18 protein-coding genes are annotated in these 17,431 nt (G+C 39.8%); all 18 read right to left on the minus strand.

Translation table 11 applies throughout. From position 1 onward, the window contains the following. Positions 1-23 precede the first annotated feature (23 nt). The gene (locus PSR14_RS28385) at positions 24-731 is read right to left on the minus strand and encodes an ABC transporter permease (protein ID WP_000144424.1); all 708 of its coding nucleotides are present in this window, start codon (positions 729-731) and stop codon (positions 24-26) included. Continuing rightward, positions 731-1,573, minus strand: a complete 843-nt coding sequence (locus tag PSR14_RS28390; protein ID WP_000170843.1) for an ABC transporter ATP-binding protein — start codon at positions 1,571-1,573, stop codon at positions 731-733. The genes PSR14_RS28385 and PSR14_RS28390 overlap by 1 nt, the downstream gene beginning before the upstream one ends. 181 nt (positions 1,574-1,754) lie before the next feature. Continuing rightward, positions 1,755-2,762, minus strand: coding sequence for a LytTR family transcriptional regulator DNA-binding domain-containing protein (locus PSR14_RS28395; protein WP_098486908.1), 1,008 nt, complete (start codon positions 2,760-2,762; stop codon positions 1,755-1,757). A gap of 98 nt (positions 2,763-2,860) precedes the next feature. Next, positions 2,861-3,880, minus strand: a complete 1,020-nt coding sequence (gene spoIID / locus PSR14_RS28400) for a stage II sporulation protein D (RefSeq protein WP_098486907.1) — start codon at positions 3,878-3,880, stop codon at positions 2,861-2,863. Positions 3,881-4,088: 208 nt separating this feature from the next. Continuing rightward, positions 4,089-5,393 (minus strand): UDP-N-acetylglucosamine 1-carboxyvinyltransferase, encoded by a 1,305-nt coding sequence (gene murA / locus PSR14_RS28405; protein ID WP_000411259.1) that lies wholly within the window; start codon positions 5,391-5,393, stop codon positions 4,089-4,091. 39 nt (positions 5,394-5,432) lie between these two features. Then, positions 5,433-6,137, minus strand: a complete 705-nt coding sequence (locus tag PSR14_RS28410) for a YwmB family TATA-box binding protein (RefSeq protein ID WP_392387635.1) — start codon at positions 6,135-6,137, stop codon at positions 5,433-5,435. A gap of 51 nt (positions 6,138-6,188) precedes the next feature. Next, positions 6,189-6,425, minus strand: a complete 237-nt coding sequence (locus PSR14_RS28415; protein ID WP_000940742.1) for a DUF1146 family protein — start codon at positions 6,423-6,425, stop codon at positions 6,189-6,191. A gap of 213 nt (positions 6,426-6,638) precedes the next feature. Continuing rightward, the gene (nuoN, locus tag PSR14_RS28420) at positions 6,639-8,153 is read right to left on the minus strand and encodes an NADH-quinone oxidoreductase subunit NuoN (RefSeq protein WP_142328634.1); all 1,515 of its coding nucleotides are present in this window, start codon (positions 8,151-8,153) and stop codon (positions 6,639-6,641) included. A 7-nt stretch (positions 8,154-8,160) separates the two neighbouring features. Next, positions 8,161-9,663 (minus strand): NADH-quinone oxidoreductase subunit M, encoded by a 1,503-nt coding sequence (locus PSR14_RS28425; protein WP_098486904.1) that lies wholly within the window; start codon positions 9,661-9,663, stop codon positions 8,161-8,163. Then, positions 9,660-11,522, minus strand: coding sequence for an NADH-quinone oxidoreductase subunit L (gene nuoL / locus PSR14_RS28430; protein ID WP_098486903.1), 1,863 nt, complete (start codon positions 11,520-11,522; stop codon positions 9,660-9,662). Before nuoL ends, PSR14_RS28425 begins: the two co-directional genes overlap by 4 nt. 29 nt (positions 11,523-11,551) lie before the next feature. Beyond that, positions 11,552-11,866, minus strand: a complete 315-nt coding sequence (gene nuoK / locus PSR14_RS28435; protein ID WP_071742081.1) for an NADH-quinone oxidoreductase subunit NuoK — start codon at positions 11,864-11,866, stop codon at positions 11,552-11,554. After that, on the minus strand, positions 11,859-12,383 hold the full coding sequence (locus PSR14_RS28440) for an NADH-quinone oxidoreductase subunit J (protein WP_001012803.1): 525 nt from the start codon (positions 12,381-12,383) through the stop codon (positions 11,859-11,861). Before PSR14_RS28440 ends, nuoK begins: the two co-directional genes overlap by 8 nt. Continuing rightward, positions 12,380-12,799, minus strand: a complete 420-nt coding sequence (gene nuoI, locus PSR14_RS28445) for an NADH-quinone oxidoreductase subunit NuoI (RefSeq protein WP_000677191.1) — start codon at positions 12,797-12,799, stop codon at positions 12,380-12,382. Before nuoI ends, PSR14_RS28440 begins: the two co-directional genes overlap by 4 nt. Before the next feature lie 25 nt (positions 12,800-12,824). Then, on the minus strand, positions 12,825-13,826 hold the full coding sequence (nuoH, locus tag PSR14_RS28450) for an NADH-quinone oxidoreductase subunit NuoH (protein WP_000573429.1): 1,002 nt from the start codon (positions 13,824-13,826) through the stop codon (positions 12,825-12,827). After that, on the minus strand, positions 13,826-14,926 hold the full coding sequence (gene nuoD / locus PSR14_RS28455) for an NADH-quinone oxidoreductase subunit NuoD (protein WP_000621432.1): 1,101 nt from the start codon (positions 14,924-14,926) through the stop codon (positions 13,826-13,828). The genes nuoH and nuoD overlap by 1 nt, the downstream gene beginning before the upstream one ends. 4 nt (positions 14,927-14,930) lie before the next feature. Then, complete coding sequence (locus PSR14_RS28460) at positions 14,931-16,451, minus strand: NADH-quinone oxidoreductase subunit C (protein ID WP_098486902.1); 1,521 nt, start codon at positions 16,449-16,451, stop codon at positions 14,931-14,933. Further along, a complete protein-coding gene (gene nuoB, locus PSR14_RS28465; RefSeq protein WP_000236331.1) occupies positions 16,448-16,966 on the minus strand; it encodes an NADH-quinone oxidoreductase subunit NuoB in 519 nt (172 codons plus the stop codon). The genes PSR14_RS28460 and nuoB overlap by 4 nt, the downstream gene beginning before the upstream one ends. Then, positions 16,957-17,325 carry an NADH-quinone oxidoreductase subunit NuoA gene (gene nuoA, locus PSR14_RS28470; protein ID WP_000179275.1) on the minus strand — a complete coding sequence of 123 codons (369 nt, stop codon included), beginning with the start codon at positions 17,323-17,325 and terminating at the stop codon, positions 16,957-16,959. The genes nuoB and nuoA overlap by 10 nt, the downstream gene beginning before the upstream one ends. Positions 17,326-17,431 lie beyond the last annotated feature (106 nt).

A 17,431-nucleotide genomic window follows, 5' to 3' on the forward strand; every position in this document is an offset into this window, starting at 1 on the left:
AACTGAGCGTTTCAGCTCAGTTTTTAGTCCATTTGTTTCTTTTTGTAAATTACAATACAAAGAATAATTGAAAGCACACACCAAATTATAATATTGATTAAATCACCACTAACAGTTGAAAATCCTTTTCCAGCTAGCAATTTCGGCATTGCATCTGCAAGATGTTTCGTTGGGAGAAAATCGATTGCTTTTTTTACAAAATCACTTTTAATAAATTGCCCGAACATTGGAGCTAAAAGAAAAACAAATAGAATCGGCATACCTACTACTGATGTTGAAGCCGTTGTTTTAGCTATTAATCCAATCGCCGTACCTAACATAAGGAAGAAAAATATACTAACAAGTAAAAATAGAGTGATTAAAACCATATTCCCCTTCATTACACCTAAAATAGCAAAGTTACTAATACAAATTACAAATGTAATAAGAGCTGTTAATGCACTTTTCCCTAATAATACTTCTAACGATGATGCTGGTGATAACATCATCACACGTAGTGTGTGCTTTTCTTTTTCTTCCGCAATTAAAGCCGCTTGAACAAAGCTTCCTACCATTGTTAAGGCCATTAAAGTTACCATATTAGCGATTTGTTCTTTCGGTCCATCCATCTGTTGATAAACAAAAGAAAATACAAGTGGCAGTGCTGCCATTACGAGTACAGATGCATTTGCTTTAATATCCTGTACCTCTTTCCGAAAAATAGCTGAAAATCGTCTCATTGAAAATGTCATTATAATCCCCTCCCAGTAACTTCAATAAAGATATCGCCTAGCGTTGGTTCGTGTGAATGAATCGATAGTAACTCGCCTTTTTTCATCCATTCTGAAATGCGTTTTGCACCTAATTCGTCTTTTTGCACGACTTCTTTTTGCTTATCTTTTAATACGACCTGTATTTGATCTTTCGCGTACTGCAAGCGAAGATTTTCTGGTGTATCAAGCGCTACAATTTCTCCGCTACATAGAAAGGCAATGCGGTTACAAAGCGTCTCTGCTTCTTCCATATTGTGCGTCGTTAAAAAAATTGTCGTTCCTTCTTTATTTAAATCTTTTAAGACTTTATGAATGTTTTGTACGTTAACTGGATCAAGTGCAGATGTCGGTTCGTCTAAGAAGAGGATATCTGGTTTATGAAGGATTGCTCTAGCTAATGTGACGCGCTGCTTCATTCCTTTTGATAATTTCTTTACTAATGTTTTTTTATCATCTAATAGATTCACTTGCGCTAGCACTTCATCGATTCGTTCTTTTTTACAATCGTATAAGTCACAAAATAATAGTAAGTTATCATAAATACTAAGCCTTTCATATAAGCCACTATTGTCTGTTAAAATACCAATTCGTTTATAATCGATGCTGCTTGGCCCTGTAATATCTTTCCCTAATACTTTTACCGTTCCAACGCTATGAAGTAATTGAGAAGTTAATATTTTTACTGTCGTCGTTTTCCCAGATCCACTCGGTCCGAGGAATCCAAAAATTTCTCCTTGCTTCACCTCAATATTTACATTTCGAAGTGCCGTTTTTTCGTTGAAACTTTTCATTACATCTTTCATTTCAATTGCCAATGTCATCTCGTCATCCCCTTTGTTTTTTGCTTTTATAGATGAAAGTCGCTTTAGCGCTTTTCGTTTGTTTGTTTCGCTTTTCTTGACTCCATCATATGAAAATCAAAGGGTTTACGCAGTAAAATACCGGTAAAAGGAGTATTTTTACCGGTGAATGAATCGTATTTTGAGCTTATTGGAGTACTTTTTATAGCCCAATTACACCTTTCAACTCATCCATTCGTCCTTTCGAAAGCGGAATTGAACTTTTTCTTTCGTCGTCTAAAATTAAGCTGAAACTGTTACGAGTCCAAGTAATTACTTCTCGTACTCTTTGTAAATTCACAAGGTAAGAGCGATGACATCTAAAGAAACCAAAACCTGTTAATCTTACTTCTAGTTCACTTAATGTTAATGCGCATACGAAATCCCCTTCACGAACATGAATATGTGTCACTCCGTTTTGCGTTTCAATGAAATGGATTTCCATTGGGTCTAATAAAATGATTTTATCGTTTACTTTCGCTGGTATTCTTTCTAACTTCATTTGCGGAATCATTTGAACGACTTTTTCTTCATCGACCTCTTCTGCTTCTTCTTGTTCGATTTCTATTTTTTTCACACCATCATTGTTTAATATGTATACATCTTCTGTTAACGAAAGGGCGTCCGATAGAAACGATGATGTAATAAAAATTGCCTTTCCTTGCTCTTTCATTTTCATAATTGCTTTTCGAATCATAATCGTACTCTCTGTATCTACATTTTGCTCTGGTTCTTCCAAAATAACTAAATCCGGATTATGGATCATAACTCGCCCAATATGAAGACGACGTTTCTCTGAAAATGATAGTTTTTCTATTTTAACGTTTAATTTATCTAAAAGGCCGACATATTGTACAACTTCTTCCGTACTCATATTTGATTCATAAAGCCCTATTAAGAACTTGAAGTATTCCTTTACCTTCAAACGATCATATGCTTCATCTTTCAAAAAACAAAAGCCGATGCGAGAATAATTTCTCTTTCCAATCACTTCATCTTCAAATAGCACATTGCCAGTTGAAGCTTCTTCCTCACCAATAATAATACGATGTAACACTTTAGCTGTATGGTTATTACATTGCAAAACAACACATTGCCCCTTCTCAACCTTCAGTTCAACTGCCGGTAACTGGTTCGTCTTACCTAATTGTTTCAACTCCAGTAACGCCATTTTGTCTCCCCCAAATACTTTTTATCTTATTATACCAAACAATTAATGGAAAATTATGATATTTTAAACAAAAAGCAGGTGCCAGGAGACCCTGACACCTACTTCTTCACCATCAACTTACCTTCATAATCGTTCATCGTCTTTATTTCAACGCCTTTGTAGTAATGAGCGACGATATCTGTATATTTCTTGCCTTCTGCTGCCATGCCGTTCGCGCCGTATTGGCTCATGCCAACGCCGTGACCGAAGCCCTTCGTCGTAACAACGATTTTATCTCCCTCTTGTTTCCACGTGAAATCAGAGGAGCGTAAATCTAATTTGTCACGCACATCTCTTCCGGTTAATGTTTTCCCTTGAAATGCTACATCTTTTACACGTTTTCCTTCCGTACGCCCTTTAATGTCGCCAACTTTTCCGTCTGCTAACACTTTCACACCGAGACGTTTTTGAAAGTCAGCTACGGTAAAGGTTTGCTCACTCGTAAATTTCGGAGAAGCTTGATCCCACGGACTATCTACACTCTTTAAGTACGGATAATCATTTCCCCAATAATCGGCTGCATTTTCTGTCCGGCCATTACTCGTTGAGAAGAAGGATGCTGAGATTGGCTTTCCGTCATACGTTAAAACTTGTCCTGCGGTTTTCGAAACAGCTTCTTCGATTTTCTTCAAATTATTTTCGTAGTTATTGCCCCATTGTTTTTTCAATTCTTCTTTGCTTTTGTACACTTGATCTTTCACCGTATCTGTCACGTCCGCATTGTTTTTCTTACCTCCGCTTAGCATACGCTGCACGACAAATGTTCTCGCTGCTAATGCCTGCGCCTTTAGCGCCTCTATTTCAAAACTGGCATTCATCTCAGAAGCTACTACACCGGTCACATACTCCTCCATAGGTAATGACTCTACCTTTTTCTGTTTCTCGCGATATACAGCAACTTGAACCGCTGTATCCACTTTCCCTGGAGCTGGTATACTTTCTATCGCTGGAGGAGTTTTAGAAGCTGCTTTTTCCTCTACTTTTGCTTTCGCAAACGGAATCACAAGAGCAGCAGGTACAATGATAACGAGCGCTATGAGAAGCGCTACTGTAATAAAAAGTGGCTTTAAAAATTTCATCTTATTTCCCCCAATATGAAAAAGCTTTACTCCATTCATTCTTATGGAACAACTCTTTCTTTTAGAACATACTTAAGGGGAACCATATAAAACAAAAATTTTCTAAATATTTTTACTGGTACGTGCATAAGTATAGAATTTCTTGACTATAACAGTAATAAGCCCAAAAAAATAGCCTCTATGTCAAAAGACATAGAGACTATTTCAATTAAGCGTGAAGATCAGAAACTTCTTGTTCTTTCACTTCTTCTACTTTTTCGTTTACACGTTCAATAGTTGCACCTAATGCAGCTAATTTCTTATGGAAGTTTACATAGCCACGGTCAAGATGTTTTAACTCAGTTACACGAGTGTAACCTTCTGATACTAAACCAGCTAAGATTAATGCAGCTGCAGCACGTAAATCAGTTGCTGCTACTTCAGCACCTTGTAAGCTGTTTGGACCGTTCATAATAACAGAACGACCTTCGATTTTAATATCAGCATTCATACGACGGAATTCTTCAACGTGCATAAAGCGGTTTTCAAATACCGTTTCTGTAATCATACTTGTTCCATCAGCTTGTAGTAATAATGCCATCATTTGTGATTGCATGTCTGTTGGGAAACCTGGGTGAGGCATAGTTTTAATATCAACCGCTTTTAACTTATCTGGGCCGATAACACGTACACCTTCATTTTCCTCAATAATTTTAACACCCATTTCTTCCATCTTCGCTGTAATTGAGCGTAAATGTTCAGGCACAGCATTTTCAATTAAGATGTCTCCACCAGTAATTGCCGCTGCAACCATGAATGTTCCCGCTTCAATACGGTCAGGAATAATAGAGTGGTTTGCACCATATAATTTATCAACGCCTTCGATACGAATCGTTCCAGTTCCAGCTCCGCGTACTTTCGCTCCCATCGCATTTAAGAAGTTAGCTAAGTCAACGATTTCTGGTTCTTTCGCTGCGTTTTCAAGGATTGTTGTCCCTTTTGCTAATGTAGCTGCAGACATAATGTTTTCTGTCGCGCCCACGCTTGGGAAGTCTAAATAAATTTTAGCTCCTTTTAGTTCTCCCTCAACGTATGCCTCAACAAAACCGTTACCAACCTGTACTTTTGCTCCCATTGCTTCGAAGCCTTTTAAATGTTGGTCAATTGGACGTGAACCAATTGCACATCCACCAGGAAGTGCAATACGAGCACGACCGTTACGTGCTAATAAAGGTCCCATTACTTGAACAGATGCACGCATTTTACGTACATATTCAAATGGTGCTTCAATGTTTAGCTCTTTAGAAGCATCGATTGTTACTTTGTTATTTTCAAATACGACTTCAGCATTTAAATGACGTAATACCTCATTAATTGTGTATACATCAGACAAAACTGGTACTTCAGATAGTACATTCTTTCCATCACTCGCTAATAGGGCTGCAGCGATTATAGGTAATACAGCATTTTTTGCGCCCTCAACACGCACTGTGCCGTTTAACCGCTTTCCGCCACGGACGATGATCTTTTCCAAATTATTCCCCTCCGTGTCCTTTTTTCAGTATCTATTCACTCAATACTCAGAAGTTATGATCGGTGTGCCAACCACAATTGTAGCTTTGTTGTCTGTAGAACGTATTGCTATTTGCACATTTATTTTCTCTCTATTTGTTGAAAGAGCGTCATCCCACTTTTTATTGTATGCGGAGACTGACACAAATGCTCTTTCTTCTATCTGTTCGATCGCTCTTGCTGAAAGATCTTTCAAAACCTGATTGGTTTTATTTTGCAAAACACCTTCAATCTTATCATTCAGTACACCTTGAACACAAGTGTAAATTATAGGTTTTTCACTAAAAATTTTATTCGTTTTCTGAATATACTTCGGGTCCCATTTTGCCCCGCTTACTTCAAAGATAATGAAAGTGTTTTCTTTAGTATTTTCCTTACTCCAAGTTACTACTACTCGTTCTTCATAGGAAGAAAATTTTTTATAGGATGTAGCTTTATATCCATCTGGAGATTGCTCTAATTCCCACTTTTGAATATTCGCCTTATCCTTCACATCGTTTAACAACTTTTGAAACGTATGTATATTAGAAATTGTTTTTGTTTCTCGTGCTAACCATGACCATTTCTCTACTTTAGCATCATTTTTCTCTACAGCTGCGATCATGTTCTCCATCTTCTGTTCATCGCTTATCGGTTTCATCTCTCTATATCCAACCAAAAATAAAACAACACTAAGTGCAACAATAAGAATGGCTTTAAGCTTCAATTTCATCCCCTCCTATCCCCATTGTTAACGGAGATTTGAGGTTCTATACACTTACTTTACTAAATACGTTAAACTCTTTGAATAGCCTAAATAATCAAGGAAAAAGTTACTTACAGATGTCCCAATTGCAATTGTAATTAAGATGAGTAATACTCTCGTCTGCATCACCTTTCCAGGCTTCATTAAACGCTCAATGTGAATACCTTGTAAGGCCCACCACGTAATGGTAATAAACAATAAATGCGAAACAATGGCAATCAGTGCTTGTTGCCCTAAAAGATGTGCCAAAAAACCGACCCCTTTTTACCTAGCTACTACTTACGAAATCTTATAAAAACGATACCATAATAAGTAGAAGCCACACTTTTTCAAATACAAATAAGCATCTTACATGTTACATCGTAATTTTTCTCTTTAAAAGCGTATACTTATATGCATTTTCAATTGTAGTTCACACAAAATAAAAAGCGCAGAGTAACGACTCCACACCTTTTATTTTCACTATTGTACCACGTTCCCTAAGAAGAAGAAATCTTTCATTAATGGAAAATATTCATAAAAGAAATTGTATCCAATCATCGGCATAATCCCTAGTATTACAATCGAAATTGCGCAAAGGCTCATCACAACCTTTATATTGAGTGGCAACCGAATTTTCTCTTCTACTTCTCCTGTACGGAAAAACATTTGCTGTAAAATACGGAAATAATATACGAATGAAATGACTGTCGTCCCCATCATAATAGAAGCTAGTACGTAATGAGCTGGCTCTACATGAAGGGCCCCTAAAAAGATGTTAATTTTCCCAATGAAACCAGCTGTTCCTGGTATCCCCGCTAGCGATAAAATAAAAATCGTCATAACGATTGCTGTAAATGGCGATCTTTTATATAATCCGGTGAAAATGGTGATATTTTCTTTGTCGCTTTGTAAGATTAAGGCGTGGATAATTGCAAACGCGCCTATATTCATAAGCATATACGCAAGCATGTAAAACCACATGCTATCCATCGTAAATGGCGATAATGCTACAAGCGGTACGAGTAAATATCCTGCATGCGCGATTCCTGAATAAGCAAATAAGCGTTTTACGTTATATTGCTTTAATGCGACTACATTTCCAATAATCATCGTAATACTAGCTAGCACAGCGATGTATATGCTCATACGTCCGTATAAAGATTGCATGTCTCCTTGCACCGATACACTTGCAAAAACCATGAGGAACAGACGAATAATGAGTAAAAACCCAGCAATTTTAGAAATTGTTCCAAGAAAAGCAGTAACGGGTGTAGCTGCCCCTTCATACACATCAGGCGCCCACATATGAAACGGCACTGTCGCAATTTTGAATGAGAGGCCAACGAGTAATAGTAGAAATGCGAGAGCTAGCAATAACTGAATACCACCAGCCAGTTCCCCGGCAAATACTTTTTGCATATCCACGATATTAGTTGACCCTGTAATGCCGTATAAGTAACTCATTCCAAAGAGTGTAATTGCCGTTCCAATTCCTCCATTAATGACATATTTCATGGCCGCCTCATTTGATGCACGGTTCTGTTTTCGTATTCCTACTAAAATGTAGGAAGAAAGTGAAAGCAATTCTAAACCGACGAAAAGTGTAACGAAATCAACGCTAGAAGCCATAAACATCGCCCCAAGAAGCGCCATTAAAAATAAGTAATAATACTCTCCCTTATCTTCAATTGGATTTTTCTTATCATCGCTCATTGCGGTGCACAAAATGAGGGCCGCCCCGCCTAACAACAACGTTTTAAATCCTTTTGAAAATCCATCTAACACAAAAGATCCATTTAAAATATCTCCCGCTGGTTCACCGTATAGCGTAATTAATGATACGATCGCTAATACGATAGCTGCGATTGCACCAAGCGCTACATACCTATGGTTCAGCTTAAAAAACAAATCACATATGGAAAGAAGGATGGCAGCTCCGAGAATGATGAATTCTGGCACCATGAGATGCCATGATAAGCTAAGTAACGTATTCATATCCACCCTACTTCACCCCCAATGTTTTCAATGTATTTTGAAGCGGATCCCCTAGTATTTCTGGCATTACTCCAATTGCAATAATGCAGAAGATAAGTAGTAAAATCGGGACATACTCCCATCCGTGTATATCAGCTTTCGCTTCCCACTCTTTCTTACCAAATGTTACTTGAAGGGTTGCTCTTAATACGTATACAGCAGTTAAAATGATGCCAAGTACTCCGGCCGTAGCAATAACTGGCTCCCCTTGGAATAAACCGAGAAAGGCAAGAAACTCGCTAACAAATCCAGACATTCCCGGCAATCCAAGCGATGCCATTCCTCCCGCTAAGAAGAAACCGCTAAGTACTGGTACACTTTTTGTAAGTCCGCCAAGCGCTGTAATATTTGATGTTCCAAAACGCTGTTCTATAACACCAAGTAAGAAAAAGAGTAAGGCTGCAATTAAACCGTGCGAAACAACTTGGAATAAAGCGCCTTGTGTACCTGGTGCATTTAACGCCGCAAGGCCCATTAATACAATACCCATATGCGAAATACTAGAGTAAGCAAGCACCTTCCGGAAGTCCGTTTGAATGAGCGCTAAGAAGGCTCCGTACAATAAATTGATAACTCCTAAAATCGCAATGAGCGTTGCAAACTCGCGAAAGTATTCTGGGAATAGCCCCTGTCCGAAGCGGATTATACCGTATGCTCCAATCTTCAATAAAACACCTGCATGAAGCATAACGACAGCCGGATGTGCTTCAATATGTACATTGACCATCCAGCGATGTAACGGGAAAACGGGTAGTTTAATCGCAAAAGCGATCATTATGCTAAGAAACAAGCCGAACTGTAAGCTATTTGGGACAGCCATTCCTCCACCAGCACCTACACTCGTTAATATTTCTTTAAGCTCTGTAATATTTGTTGTACCTGTTTTCGCAAATAAAACCGAGAAAACGATAAGCAAAATAGCGGAGCCAATACCGTTATATATTAAATAACTATAAGCAGCCTTTTCACTCGACAATTTCCCCCACTTCCCAATTAATAAAAACATCGGTGGCAATGTAATTTCAAAGAAGATAAAGAACAACATTAAATTTTGAGCAGCGAAGACACCGAGCATCCCTATTTCTAACATGAGTAACAGCATATAAAATGCTTTCAAATTCCTTTTAATCGTAAATGCCGCAATTGCTGCAAGCATCGCTAGAAGAGCCGTCAGTACCATCATAACGAGCGATAAACCATCAATACCAAGCTCGTAATAAATGGAAAACCACCTTTTATCCACCGCTGCAAAATCCCCAAATGTAATCCATTTCACTTTTTCATCAAATAGAGACAAACTCTTTCCGGAAGCATATGTACAAGCGAGGACGATAGCCATTCCGAATGGAAGCACCGTTCCAAATAAACCGAGCGCTCGCACTGTACGTGATTCTTTTTTCGGTGTTAATGTAAGTAAGAGAATTCCTAAAAGCGGGGAAAAAATGAAGAACGTTAATAACAAATCATTCATCGTAAATCCCCTCCCGTATAGAGCAAAATAATGAAGAGTACTGCAAGTGAAACAGCTGTTACAGTCCCGTACACTTGTACATTTCCGTTTTGAAGTCTAGAGCCAATTGCACTTATCCCTTTCACTAAACTCCCTATTAAAACGGCAATTCCTTCGACTACATACACTTCAAATAGGCGAAGCACATGAGCGATTCCTTTCGTAATAAGGAGCACCGTCATATTGTATAGTTCATCCACATAATATTTTTCTTTCAAAAGTTTATAAAGAGGCGAGTCCTCGCCACCAGCCCAATCTCTAGCAATAGATTTCTTGCCATATATGACATATGCAAGAGCAATCCCTGTCAAAGAAACGAGCGTCGCAACAATCATAATCCAAACTGGTCCGTGTGCCTCTCGCACTTTAAATGCTACATCTTTCGTAAGCCAATCCCCGAGAAACGTTCCAAACCACGGTGTATTTATATAGCCTGCCACGACTGCAAGAACGCCAAGGACAATCATCGGATACGTCATGATGCGGGGCGATTCATGCACATCTTCCTTCGTCTTCGCTTCCCCAGTAAAGACAAGAAAGTATAGGCGGAACATGTAGAACGCTGTTAGGAATGCTGCAATTATCGCTAAGACGAATAAAACATAATTGCCGTTCATCCAAGCTGCCGCTAAAATTTCATCTTTACTAAAGAAACCGGAAAGGAGTGGCACACCACTAATTGCAAGAGTACCGATTAAAAATAAGGCACCTGTTACTTTCATCTTCTTCTGTAAACCGCCCATTTTATTAATGTTTTGCGTATGCACGGCATGAATGACACTTCCTGCCGCCAAAAATAGCAACGCTTTAAAAAAAGCGTGTGTCGTTAAATGGAACACACCAGCTACATAACCGGCAGATCCTAATGCAAGCATCATATACCCGAGCTGGCTAACTGTAGAATAAGCAAGTACTCTCTTTATATCCGTTTGTACAAGACCGATGGAAGCTGCAAAGATTGCAGTAAAGGCGCCAACAATTGCTACCGTCTGCATCGCCACCGCACTTGCTGAAAATAGCGGAAACATCGTTGCCACTAAATATACGCCAGCTGCGACCATTGTCGCCGCATGAATAAGTGCCGAAACAGGCGTCGGCCCTTCCATCGCATCCGGTAACCACGTATGAAGCGGGAACTGACCTGATTTCCCCATCGCCCCGATAAAAATTAATATCGCCGTTATTGTAATCATTGTCGGAGTCAGATCACCCGTATGAATCGCTCTAAAAATTGCGTCATATTCAAAACTACCTGCATGCCAGAAAATTAAGATCATCCCAATAAATAAACCGACATCGCCAATACGTGTCATAATAAAAGCCTTCTTCGCAGCAGCCTTCGCTTCTTCTTTAAAGAAATAAAAACCGATGAGTAAGAACGAACCGAGGCCGACTAACTCCCAAAATATATAAAGCTGTAATAAATTCGGTGATATAACAAGCCCGAGCATCGCAAATGTAAAGAGTCCTAAATAGGCATAAAAGGTTGGTAATCTTTCCTCACCTTTCATATAACCTTTCGAATACACGTGTACAAGTAAACTCACAAGTGTAACGATAAACAACATTAAAGCCCCTAATGCTGTCACTTCAAAGCCAAATGATATATCAATATCTCCAGCTCTAAGCCATACCCACTTATGCTTCACTGGTACTGTCGAAAATCTTTCTATTAATACAAGTACCGCAAATATAAAGGAGAGAAAGACGAAGAAAATACTAAGTACACTGCTTCCTTCTCTAATTTTCTTCCCGAATATAATTAATAACAAAAACGAAACAAGCGGGAAAAGCGGTATGAGCCATGCATAATCGATCATTGTTTCCTTCCCCCTTTTCGGTCACAATGTTATCCTTTAAGCGTATCCATTTCATCTATATGAACTGTCGTACGATTACGATATAAAGCAATTAAAATGGCGAGTCCTACCGCCGCCTCCGCTGCTGCTACAGCCATCGTAAACAGAGAGAAAATTTGCCCTGTTACATTTGGGAACAAACCTAATTTACTAAACGCTACTAAGTTTAAATTGGCTGCGTTCAGCATTAATTCAATACAAACTAATACAATCACTGTATTGCGCTTCGTTAAAGCTCCAAACAAACCGATGCAAAACAAAATAATCGCAAGCGTTAAATACGCAGAAGCAGGCACGCTACTCATTGGAATCCTCCTCTTTCTCATCCTTCTTCGCAAGAATAATTGCACCGACAAGTGCTACAAGTAAAATAACTGAGGTTAGCTCAAATGGAATAATATATTTTGAATAGAGAAGTGTACCGATTTGAAGTGTGTTTTTTTCATGGAGAGGTAAACTTCCTTGTGTGCTTTCATTTGCAAAATCAATATTGTTAACAGCGAAATACATAACGGCCCCAAATGCTACAACCGCAAAGAAGATAATCCATTTTCGAAGAGTAAGACGCGATTCATTTTCTGCGTTATGTTTCGTTAACATAATGCCAAAAATCATAATAATTGTGATCGCACCCGAGTAAAGTAAAATTTGTGCAACCCCGATAAATTCAGCTGATAAAAGAAAGTACAAACCTGCAATGCTGAGAAATGTTAGAACGAGAGCTAGCATCATATGCATGACCTTCGTTAAATTCAACATAAGAACGCCGCCGATAATTGCAGACAAGGATAGTATAAAGAATGCTATAAACTCGCCATTCATGCTTTATTCTCCTTCCTGACGTTTTCGTCGTTTTCATCAAGCCACTGCAAATTTTTAAATAAGTCATCCCGTGAATATTCCGCGAGTTCAAAGTTATTTGTCATAACAATCGCTTCTGTCGGACAAACTTCTGTACATAAATCACAAAGAATACAAATTTCAAAATTAATATCGTACGTGTCAATAATTTTTCCTTTTTTCGTAGGATCCGGATGTTTTTTCCCCGTTAACTGAATACAGTCTGTCGGACAAATGTTGGAGCACTGGTTACAAACGATACACTTTTCTGGATAAAACTTTTGAATTCCTCGAAAACGATCTGGCAATGGCAACGGTTGATTCGGATAATCATACGTCACCTTCTTCTTACTCAAATTGCTTAATGTATATTTTAATCCTTTAAATAGCCCTTTCATCTCTTACTGGCACCCCCTTCATAGATTAGAAGAATAACTCCTTAATCAATGCCGTTAAGAAAATATTTGCAAGTGCAATTGGCAATAATACTTTCCAGCCAAACTCCATTAACTGATCACCTCTTATACGCGGAAACGTAACGCGGAACCAAATTAATAGAAAAACTACACTGCTAAACTTTAAAGCAAACCATACGGCACCTGGGATAAATCCAAGGAACATAACTGGATTCCATCCGCCTAAAAAGAGCACTGTAATTAAAGATGCCATCCCGAAGAAATATACGTACTCTGAAAGCATAAAGAACGCCCAGCGAAACCCTGAGTATTCCGTATGATATCCAGAAACAAGCTCCGACTCAGCTTCTGGTAAATCAAACGGCGTCCTATTTAACTCTGCTACTGCTGCGATTAAAAATACGATGAAACCGATTGGTTGCACGAAAATGTACCAAACATTTTCCTGTGCTGCTACGATTTCATTTAAATTTAAGCTACCAGCTAACAAAACGATCCCAATTACACTCATTACGAGCGGAATTTCATAAGAAATCATTTGCGCCGCTGCACGCATCCCTCCTAAAAGGGAATATTTATTATTCGATGCCCATCCTCCGGTTACGACACCAATCGTCGTAATACCAGAAACAGCAATGTAATACAGTAAGCCTACGCCAATATCCGCGAACTGAAATTTATCAGTAAATGGGATGACTGCAAGCACCATAAATGCTGGTGCGAACGCAATGACAGGTGCTAATATAAACAACGGTTTATCTGCCGCCTTCGGAATACTATCTTCTTTCAATAATAGTTTTAAAACATCGGCTACCGTTTGCAACAGACCAAACCGGCCCCCGACTTGGTTTGGCCCAATCCGCCCTTGCATAAAACCCATCACTTTCCGTTCTGCCAAAATACCATATGTAACGAAGCCAAGGACTGCAAATAATAGGAGCACCGCTAATCCGAAAAAAATGAAGAAATTCGTCCAGCTAGAAGGTGATTGTAAGAGCGTTTCAATCATTAGCCATCAACCTCCCCAAGTACTATATCCACTCCACCTAAAATCGTAATTAAATTGGCGATGTTTTCGCCTTTCAATAACTTCGGTAAAATTTGCAAATTGTAAAAAGACGGCCTGCGAAACTTCAAGCGGTACGGCTCTTTCTTTCCGTCACTAGCAATATAGCAACCAATCTCTCCTCGCGGCGACTCTATACGGACGAATGCTTCCCCTTTAGGAGCCTTAATAATTTTCGGTACTTTCGCAAGTACTGCTCCTTCTTTCGGGAACTGCTGGACTGCTTGCTCGACAATTTTTAACGACTCCTCAATTTCCTTCATGCGGCAAACGTAGCGATCCCAAGCATCCCCCACGCTCCCAACAGGAATATCGAAATCAAAACGGTCGTAAATGGAGTACGGTTCATCCTTGCGAAGATCCCAGTTTACTCCGGTGCACCGCAAATTCGCTCCGCTTAAAGAATACGAAATCGCTTCCTCCGCGCTATATATACCAACGCCTTTTACACGATTTAAGAAAATCTCATTGCCGCTAACAAGATCATGATACCCTGCCAATTGTTCTCTCATATACGGAACAAATTCTTCCACTTTTTCAATCCAACCATCCGGTGCATCCCACTTTACACCGCCGACTCTCATATAGTTAAAAGTAAGCCGGGCACCGCATAATTCGTTTAATAAATTTATAATCATCTCTCGTTCACGAAACGCGTACAAAAACGGGCTAACCGCTCCTATATCAAGAAGATTTGTCCCCCACCAAACGAGGTGGCTCGCAATCCTTCCAAGCTCCATTGCAAGTACTCGCAAGTATTCGGCACGCTCCGGGATTTCAAGCCCCATCATCGTCTCTACAGCATGGCAAATGACGTAATTATTCGTCATAGCCGATAAATAATCCATCCGATCTGTATAAGGGATAATTTGCGTATACTGTAAGCTCTCTGCAATCTTTTCGGTCCCGCGATGCAAATATCCAATAACCGGTGTAGCTTCTTTAATAATTTCCCCGTCAATTTTAATAACGAGCCTGAACACACCGTGCGTACTCGGATGCTGAGGACCTACATTCAAAAGCATTTCTTCCGTACGGATCATTTAGCTACACCTCCACATCATACGGTTCATAATCTTTCCTAAGCGGGTGCCCTACCCAATCATCAGGCATTAAAATACGTGATAAATTCGGATGCCCCTTAAATACGATACCAAGCAAATCATACGCTTCCCGCTCTGGCCAATCTGCCCCTTTCCAAAGCGCTGTCACCGATTCCACTTGCGGTGCTTCCTTATCCAACTTCACCTTCACCGCTACTGACTGCTTCTTTCCATATGAAAATAAATGAACATACACTTCCATATGTGTCATAAAATCCGTCGCATGTAGCTCTGACATATAATCAAATGCAAGTCCCTCATGGAATCGCAGTAACTCCATTACTTCATAATATTTTGAGGGCTCCACTACAAGAGTTGGTACATCTTTGGAAAGTTTATTAATGTAGCAATCTACTAAAGCACCCTCTCCTACTTTTCCCTTAATAACTTCAACATACTGATTTAAATACGGTTGATTCACAGATGGCTCTTCCTGCTTCGCTTCCTCTTCCTTCTTACCTTCAGCACCCTTCATCTTCGCCCTTGCAGCCGCTGCCGCTTTTGCCTTCGCTGCTGCAATTGCCTTCGCCTTTTCATCCCCCGAATCCCCATCACCTTGCGATGCTTTCTGCTTCGCTAGCGCCGCTGCTTTTGCCTTTGCGGCCGCCACAGCCTTCGCTTTCGCCTTGGCCTTTTCTTCTTCCGTCACCTCTTCTGTCCCTTCCCTTTTCTGCTTCGCTAACGCCGCTGCTTTTGCTTTTGCGGCGGCTGCTGCTTTCGCCTTGGCCTTTTCTTCTTCTGTTCCTTCTCTTTTTTGTTTCGCTAACGCCACCGCTTTCGCTTTTGCAGCCGCTGCTGCCTTCGTCTTCGCTTTGGCCTTTTCTTCTTCTGTTCCTTCTTCTGTTCCTTCTCTTTTTTGTTTCGCTAACGCCGCCGCTTTTGCTTTGGCCTTTTCTTCTTCCGTCACTTCTTCTGTTCCTTCTCTTTTTTGTTTCGCTAACGCCGCTGCTTTTGCTTTTGCAGCCGCTGCTGCCTTCGCCTTTGCTTTGGCCTTTTCCTCTTCCGTCACTTCTTCTGTTCCTTCTCTTTTTTGCTTCGCTAACGCCGCTGCTTTCGCTTTTGCGGCTGCTGCCTTCGCCTTTGCTTTGGCCTTTTCTTCTTCCGTTACCTCTTCTGTTCCTTCTCTTTTTTGCTTTGCTAACGCCGCTGCTTTCGCTTTTGCCGCGGCTGCCGCCTTCGTCTTCGCTTTGGCCTTTTCCTCTTCCGTTACTTCTTCTATTCCTTCTCTTTTCTGTTTCGCTAACGCCGCTGCTTTTACTTTTGCCGCCGCGGCTGCACGTCGTTTTGCTTCTTCTATAGTCATATCGTCATTTTTTGGTAGCGCTTTCTCTTTTTCGCGATTTTCTTCCTCAAGTTTACTTATTTCCACACCATGTTTCGCAACAAGGCGCTTTCTCGCCTCTTCTTTCGCACGCCTAGCCGCTTCTCTTTTTAAATCCTCTAAGTCTTTGTTAGGATCACTCATTTATTCGTCACCTGCTTTCCAGTCTTTGCTTCGTAACGAATTTTTTCTTTTAATTTATTAATTCCATAAATTAAAGCTGCAGGATTTGGTGGGCAACCAGGGATATACACGTCAACTGGCACAATTTGATCTACACCTTTCACAACAGCGTACGAATTTACATATGGACCACCTGCTGTCGCACAAGATCCCATTGCAATAACCCATTTCGGTTCAGGCATTTGGTCATATAAGCGCCGAACAATAGGAGCCATCTTCTTCGTTACCGTTCCCGACACAATCATAACGTCCGATTGCCTTGGTGAAGTCCGAAAAAATGACCCAAATCGATCTAAATCATAATGTGATGAACCTACTCCCATCATTTCAATTGCACAGCATGCCAGTCCGAATGTCATCGGCCATAAAGAATTACTTCTCGCCCATCCTTTCAACTGTTCCAATGTAGAAAAAAAGATATTTCGTTCTAATTCCGCTCGCTCATTTGGATGTAATTCCTCAAAATTTATAACCATTGTAACACCTTCTTTTTCCAAGCATACGCTAATCCAACTAGCAACATTACAACAAAGATGAGCATTTCAATCAGTGCAAATAAACCGAGGTTGTCATATGCAACAGCCCATGGATATAAAAATAAAGTTTCTACATCAAAGATGACAAACAATAAAGCAAAAATATAATAACGAGCATGAAACCGAATATTCGCATCATGAAAAGGCTCAATCCCGCTCTCATACGTCGTCGCTTTCGCTGCACTTGGTTTATTTGGGCGCAGCATCCTTCCTAATGTAAGAGCCACTACCGGCAGCAATATGCCTAATAGCAAGAAAATCAAAACGATCATATAACTATTTTCATATACACTTGCCATTGTGAAACCCTCCCCCCTAAATTAAGAACAAGTTCACTTAGTAAACAATATGTCCTAGTTGCAGTAATTATTATTTTTAAATTTTTCTAAATAATGCAACTATTTT

It is taken from the genome of Bacillus sp. A01H, from assembly GCF_045277205.1.
Taxonomy (GTDB): domain Bacteria; phylum Bacillota; class Bacilli; order Bacillales; family Bacillaceae_G; genus Bacillus_A; species Bacillus_A paranthracis.

Coding starts and splice junctions, on each gene's coding strand:
- PSR14_RS28385 (WP_000144424.1), bottom strand. CDS start 731: ATGACATTTTCAATGAGACGATTTTCAGCTATTTTTCGGAAAGAGGTA.
- PSR14_RS28390 (WP_000170843.1), bottom strand. CDS start 1,573: ATGACATTGGCAATTGAAATGAAAGATGTAATGAAAAGTTTCAACGAA.
- PSR14_RS28395 (WP_098486908.1), bottom strand. CDS start 2,762: ATGGCGTTACTGGAGTTGAAACAATTAGGTAAGACGAACCAGTTACCG.
- spoIID (WP_098486907.1), bottom strand. CDS start 3,880: ATGAAATTTTTAAAGCCACTTTTTATTACAGTAGCGCTTCTCATAGCG.
- nuoN (WP_142328634.1), bottom strand. CDS start 8,153: ATGAATACGTTACTTAGCTTATCATGGCATCTCATGGTGCCAGAATTC.
- PSR14_RS28425 (WP_098486904.1), bottom strand. CDS start 9,663: ATGAATGATTTGTTATTAACGTTCTTCATTTTTTCCCCGCTTTTAGGA.
- nuoL (WP_098486903.1), bottom strand. CDS start 11,522: ATGATCGATTATGCATGGCTCATACCGCTTTTCCCGCTTGTTTCGTTT.
- nuoK (WP_071742081.1), bottom strand. CDS start 11,866: ATGAGTAGCGTGCCTGCTTCTGCGTATTTAACGCTTGCGATTATTTTG.
- PSR14_RS28440 (WP_001012803.1), bottom strand. CDS start 12,383: ATGAATGGCGAGTTTATAGCATTCTTTATACTATCCTTGTCTGCAATT.
- nuoI (WP_000677191.1), bottom strand. CDS start 12,799: ATGAAAGGGCTATTTAAAGGATTAAAATATACATTAAGCAATTTGAGT.
- nuoH (WP_000573429.1), bottom strand. CDS start 13,826: ATGATTGAAACGCTCTTACAATCACCTTCTAGCTGGACGAATTTCTTC.
- nuoD (WP_000621432.1), bottom strand. CDS start 14,926: ATGATCCGTACGGAAGAAATGCTTTTGAATGTAGGTCCTCAGCATCCG.
- PSR14_RS28460 (WP_098486902.1), bottom strand. CDS start 16,451: ATGAGTGATCCTAACAAAGACTTAGAGGATTTAAAAAGAGAAGCGGCT.
- nuoB (WP_000236331.1), bottom strand. CDS start 16,966: ATGGTTATAAATTTTGAGGAATTACATCCAAATGAGCGAGCGGAATTA.
- nuoA (WP_000179275.1), bottom strand. CDS start 17,325: ATGGCAAGTGTATATGAAAATAGTTATATGATCGTTTTGATTTTCTTG.